The 4,621-nt window shown below is 66.2% G+C and carries 6 protein-coding genes; 5 read left to right on the top strand and 1 reads right to left on the bottom strand.

The genetic code is table 11. The features are described from left to right. Positions 1-49: 49 nt before the first annotated feature. Complete coding sequence (locus VI08_RS19535) at positions 50-844, bottom strand: cytochrome C assembly family protein (RefSeq protein WP_045831312.1); 795 nt, start codon at positions 842-844, stop codon at positions 50-52. Positions 845-1,040: 196 nt separating this feature from the next. Between VI08_RS19535 and ffh the strand changes: the two genes are divergently transcribed. The 5 genes from ffh (at position 1,041) to rplS (ending at position 4,531) form a co-directional block, all read left to right on the top strand. Continuing rightward, complete coding sequence (ffh, locus tag VI08_RS19530) at positions 1,041-2,420, top strand: signal recognition particle protein (protein ID WP_045831311.1); 1,380 nt, start codon at positions 1,041-1,043, stop codon at positions 2,418-2,420. A 132-nt stretch (positions 2,421-2,552) separates the two neighbouring features. Next, positions 2,553-2,804 carry a 30S ribosomal protein S16 gene (gene rpsP, locus VI08_RS19525; RefSeq protein ID WP_045831310.1) on the top strand — a complete coding sequence of 84 codons (252 nt, stop codon included), beginning with the start codon at positions 2,553-2,555 and terminating at the stop codon, positions 2,802-2,804. A 5-nt stretch (positions 2,805-2,809) separates the two neighbouring features. Beyond that, positions 2,810-3,319 carry a ribosome maturation factor RimM gene (gene rimM / locus VI08_RS19520; RefSeq protein WP_045831313.1) on the top strand — a complete coding sequence of 170 codons (510 nt, stop codon included), beginning with the start codon at positions 2,810-2,812 and terminating at the stop codon, positions 3,317-3,319. A 21-nt stretch (positions 3,320-3,340) separates the two neighbouring features. Next, positions 3,341-4,123 carry a tRNA (guanosine(37)-N1)-methyltransferase TrmD gene (gene trmD / locus VI08_RS19515; protein ID WP_045831309.1) on the top strand — a complete coding sequence of 261 codons (783 nt, stop codon included), beginning with the start codon at positions 3,341-3,343 and terminating at the stop codon, positions 4,121-4,123. A gap of 12 nt (positions 4,124-4,135) precedes the next feature. Next, positions 4,136-4,531 carry a 50S ribosomal protein L19 gene (rplS, locus tag VI08_RS19510; RefSeq protein WP_045831308.1) on the top strand — a complete coding sequence of 132 codons (396 nt, stop codon included), beginning with the start codon at positions 4,136-4,138 and terminating at the stop codon, positions 4,529-4,531. The last annotated feature ends 90 nt before the right edge of the window (positions 4,532-4,621 follow it).

Genomic DNA, 4,621 nt, shown 5'->3' with positions numbered 1-4,621 from the left:
GGGAGCGCGCTTGCGCGCGAAAGGCCAACAAGGCGGCGACGCAACGCCCCTAAGCCGTGCGATGCAAAATCAGCTCCAGCACCATCTTCGTGCCAAAAAACGCCAGCAATAAAATCGCCATGCCCGTCAGCGTGAGGTTCACCGCGCGGATGCCACGCCACCCATGGCGCCAGCGGCCCCACAGCAGCACGCCGAACACCACCCATGCGACGATGGATAGCACCGTCTTGTGCACCAGGTGCTGGCCGAACAGGTCGCCGACGAACAGGGCGCCGGTGATGAGCGTCAGCGTGAGCAGCACGAAGCCGACCGCGATAAGGCGGAACAGCAGCACCTCGGTGAGCGTGAGCGGGGGCAGGGCACGCACCCAGTGGCCAAAGCGGCTGCGGCGCAGCGCACGCTCCTGGATCGCCAGCAGGATGGCCAGGGCGGCCGCCAGCGAGAGGAAGGCGAAGGCGAAGACCGCGATGGTGACGTGCATCTCGATCTGCCACGTCATGGCCATGGGCGCGGTGCGTGGGGCGAGGAAGGCGTCGAGGGCCAGGCAGGTGGCCGAGAGCGGGAAGACAAGGATGCCCAGGCCCGCCACGGGGCGGGACAGGTTCACGGCCAGGGTAAGGGCCGAGGCGATCCACGCCACCAGCGAAAGGGCGGCGAAGAAGTGCAGGTCGAGCGTGCCGCGGTGCGCGCCGAGCAGTGCACCGCCGTGGGCCAGCGCCGCGATGCACGCCAGGGCCATGCCGACCCGGGCCAGCGGCTGGCCACCCGTCACCAGCGGCCGGGCGAGCACGCCGGCGGCGGACAGGTAGAAAAGGATGGCGGCCAGCGAGAGGGTGACGATCATGGACGCGCAGTGTGGCATAGCGGGGTGGGGGAGCGGAATGCGACACAGTGGCGTTTACGAGCGGGAGCGGGAGGCGGGCGGAGGGAGTGGCACCCCGGATCACGTTGCGCCATGAGGGGCCACTCCCTTCTCCCGTCCCCCGCCACCGATCTCCCGCTATAATCGACGGCTTGGAATATTTCCCGACGGTTCAAACATGTTCGAATCCCTCAGCCAACGCCTCTCCGACACCGTCAACCGCCTGCGTGGTCGCGGCCGGCTGACCGAAGAAAACATCCGCGAAACCTTGCGCGAGGTCCGCATCGCGCTGCTCGAGGCCGACGTGGCGCTGCCCGTGGTCAAGGCGCTGGTCGAGCGCGTCAAGGTGCGTGCGGTGGGCCAGGAGGTGATGAAGAGCCTCTCGCCGGGCCAGGCGCTGGTCAAGGTCGTCAGCGACGAGCTCACCGCCGTCATGGGCGCCGCCAACAGCGAGCTGAACCTCGCCACCCAGCCGCCCGCCGTGGTCCTCATGGCCGGCCTGCAGGGCGCTGGCAAGACCACCACCGTCGGCAAGCTCGCCCGCTTCCTCAAGGAACGGAAAAAGAAGCGCGTCATGGTGGTCAGCTGCGACGTCTACCGTCCGGCCGCCATCGAGCAGCTGCGCACGCTGGCCTCGCAGGTCGACGTGGCCTTCTTCCCGTCCGAAGCCGGCCAGAACCCGGTCGACATCGCGAAGGCCGCCATCGCCGCGGCCCGCCGCGAGGTCATCGACGTGCTGCTGGTGGATACCGCCGGCCGCCTGCACGTCGACGAAGCCATGATGGAGGAGATCAAGGCCCTCCACGGTGCCATCAACCCGATCGAAACCCTGTTCGTCGTCGACTCGATGACGGGCCAGGATGCCGCCAACGTCGCCAAGGCCTTCTCCGACGCGCTGCCGCTCACCGGCGTGGTGCTCACCAAGACCGACGGCGATGCCCGCGGCGGTGCCGCGCTGTCGGTGCGCTATATCACCGGCCGCCCCATCAAGTTCCTCGGCGCCGGCGAGAAGACCGACGCCCTCGAGCCTTTCCACCCCGATCGCGTGGCGCAGCGCATCCTCGGCATGGGCGACGTCCTGTCGCTGGTGGAGGAGGTCGAGCGCAAGGTCGACCACGAGAAGGCGCAGAAGCTGGCCGAAAAGGTCATGAAGGGTAAGCGCTTCGATCTCAACGACATGCGCGACCAGCTGCAGCAGATGAGCAACATGGGCGGCCTGGCCGGCCTCATGGACAAGCTCCCGGGCGTTTCCAGCCTGCCCGATAACGTCAAATCCAAGGTCAACGACGGCGAACTCAACAAGATGGTCGCCATCATCGGCTCGATGACCAAGAAGGAGCGCCGCCATCCGGATCTCCTCAACGGTTCCCGCAAGGCCCGCGTCGCACGCGGGTCGGGCACCCAGCCGGCGGACGTCAACCGCCTGCTGAAGCAGTTCATGCAGATGGAAAAGATGATGTCCAAGCTGTCCAAGGGCGGCAGCAAGGGCCTCATGCGCCAGATGCGTGGCGCCATGAAGGGCATGGGCGGCATGGGCGGGATGATGCCGCCGCGCTAAATGGCCCGTTGGGCCGCGGAAGTACCCGCAGGTACTTCCATTTCCGAAAAATTTGGCTAAAATGTCCGGCTTTACCGCGCCCGCTTCTCGCGCGCGCCTTGCCGGCATTCGGCACTCTGGAGCACGTAACTTATGGTCAAGATTCGTCTTTCGCGCGGTGGCGCCAAGGGCCGTCCGTTTTATCACATCGTCGTGACCGACCAGCGCAGCCCGCGCGACGGTCGCAACATCGAGCGCGTCGGCTACTACAACCCGGTCGCTTCGGGCGCCGACAAGCGTCTCGAGCTCGACGTCGCCAAGGTTGACGCCTGGGTGGCCAAGGGTGCCCAGCTGACCGACAAGGTCCGCGCGCTCGTCAAGGAAGCCGGCAAGCTGGCAGCCTGATGTCGATGGAGCCTGGCAGGCGCGTCCGCGTAGGGCGCATCGTTGGGCTCCATGGTGTGCAGGGCCAGGTCAAGCTCGAAAGCTGGACCGAGCCCCGCCTCCAGATCTTCCGGTACCAGCCCTGGCAGCTGACCGCGCCGGGCGTGGAACGGGAGATGAGCGGTATCCGCGGCAACGCGCAGGGCAAGGGCATCGTCGCCTCCCTGCCGGGCATCGCGGATCGCGACCAGGCGGCAACACTGGTCGGCTGCGAGATCACCGTCTCGCGCGACCTGTTCCCGCCGGCCGCCCCGGGCGAGTTCTACTGGTTCGATCTCGAAAACCTCGAGGTCGTCACCACGGAAAACGTCACCCTGGGCCGGGTCAGCCATCTGTTTTCCACCGGCGCCAACGACGTCATGGTGGTGAAGGATGGCGAGAAGGAGCGCCTGGTGCCGTTCGTCCAGGGCCCCTACGTGCAGTCCGTCGATCTCGACGCCGGCCGCATCGTGGTGGACTGGGATCCCGAGTTTTAAGTAACAGCGGCCACTGAAGTCATGCGCATCGACGTGGTTACGCTGTTTCCCGATTTCGTCCGCCAGTCGGCCGGTATCGGGGTGGTGGGAAGGGCGCAGCAGCGCGAGCTGCTCCAGGTCGAGGCCTGGAACCCGCGCGATTTCGCCACCGACAATTATCGCACCGTGGATGGCCGCCCCTTTGGCGGTGGACCAGGCATGGTGATGCTGATCGAACCGCTGCGGGCCACGCTTGCCGCCGTTCGTGAGGCGGCACCGGAACCGGTGCACGTGGTTTACCTCAGCCCGCAAGGTGCGCGGCTGACGCAAAAGAGGGTGGAGGCGCTGGCGCGCATGCCGCGAATCGCCCTCATTTGTGGACGTTATGAAGGTGTGGACGAACGCTTTGTCCAGCACGAGGTCGACGAAGAGCTCTCAATCGGCGATTATGTGCTGTCTGGCGGGGAGCTCGGCGCAGCGGTGGTTATCGATGCGGTGGGTCGTCTGCAGGAAGGCGCGTTGAACGACGCGCAATCCCACCAGCAGGATTCGTTCTCGGACGGCTTGCTGGATTGCCCGCACTACACCCGTCCCGTGCAGCACGATGCATGGGGTGGCGTGCCGGAGGTGCTGCTTTCCGGCGACCACGCGGCTATCGCCCGCTGGCGCCACAAGCAGTCGCTAGGTCGAACCTGGCTGCGCCGGCCGGATCTGCTAACGCAGCTGGTCCTGGATGATAAATCCCGGGCTTTGCTGGATGAATTCCGCCGTGAATATGCACGGCCAAACGGTGCGGCCGGCGACGACCGCCGTAACAAAAATTGACAGGTGTCAGCCATGAACAAACTCCTCCAACAGTTCGAAGCCGAGCAGATCACCCGCCAGCTGCCGGATTTCGGCCCTGGCGACACCGTGGTCGTGAACGTCAAGGTGAAGGAAGGTAACCGCGAGCGCGTCCAGGCGTTCGAGGGTATCTGCATCGCCAAGCGCAGCCGCGGCCTGCATTCGGCCTTCACCGTGCGCAAGATCTCGCACGGCACCGGCGTCGAGCGCGTGTTCCAGACCCACAGCCAGGCCATCGACTCGGTCGAAGTCAAGCGCAAGGGCAAGGTCCGCGGCGCCAAGCTGTACTTCCTGCGTGGCCTCGAAGGCAAGGCCGCCCGCATCAAGGAAGACGTCGCCGCCGCCGCTGCCGCCAAGGCCGCGAAGAAGGCTGCCGCCGCCGCCGAGTAATCGGCTGCCGCAAGGCGAAAGAAAAAGCCCGCGAGCGATCGCGGGCTTTTTTTGTTGTGCCTGGCGGACCCATCGCGCGCAAGCGCGCTC

It is taken from the genome of Luteibacter yeojuensis (assembly GCF_000964085.1).
Taxonomy (GTDB): domain Bacteria; phylum Pseudomonadota; class Gammaproteobacteria; order Xanthomonadales; family Rhodanobacteraceae; genus Luteibacter; species Luteibacter yeojuensis_A.
This window is presented reverse-complemented; position numbering and strand designations above follow the sequence as displayed.

What these genes read in the sequence shown, in the direction of transcription:
- rplS (WP_045831308.1), top strand. Translation starts at nt 4,136, where the DNA reads ATGAACAAACTCCTCCAACAGTTCGAAGCCGAGCAGATCACCCGCCAG.
- trmD (WP_045831309.1), top strand. Translation starts at nt 3,341, where the DNA reads ATGCGCATCGACGTGGTTACGCTGTTTCCCGATTTCGTCCGCCAGTCG.
- ffh (WP_045831311.1), top strand. Translation starts at nt 1,041, where the DNA reads ATGTTCGAATCCCTCAGCCAACGCCTCTCCGACACCGTCAACCGCCTG.
- VI08_RS19535 (WP_045831312.1), bottom strand. Translation starts at nt 844, where the DNA reads ATGATCGTCACCCTCTCGCTGGCCGCCATCCTTTTCTACCTGTCCGCC.
- rpsP (WP_045831310.1), top strand. Translation starts at nt 2,553, where the DNA reads ATGGTCAAGATTCGTCTTTCGCGCGGTGGCGCCAAGGGCCGTCCGTTT.
- rimM (WP_045831313.1), top strand. Translation starts at nt 2,810, where the DNA reads ATGGAGCCTGGCAGGCGCGTCCGCGTAGGGCGCATCGTTGGGCTCCAT.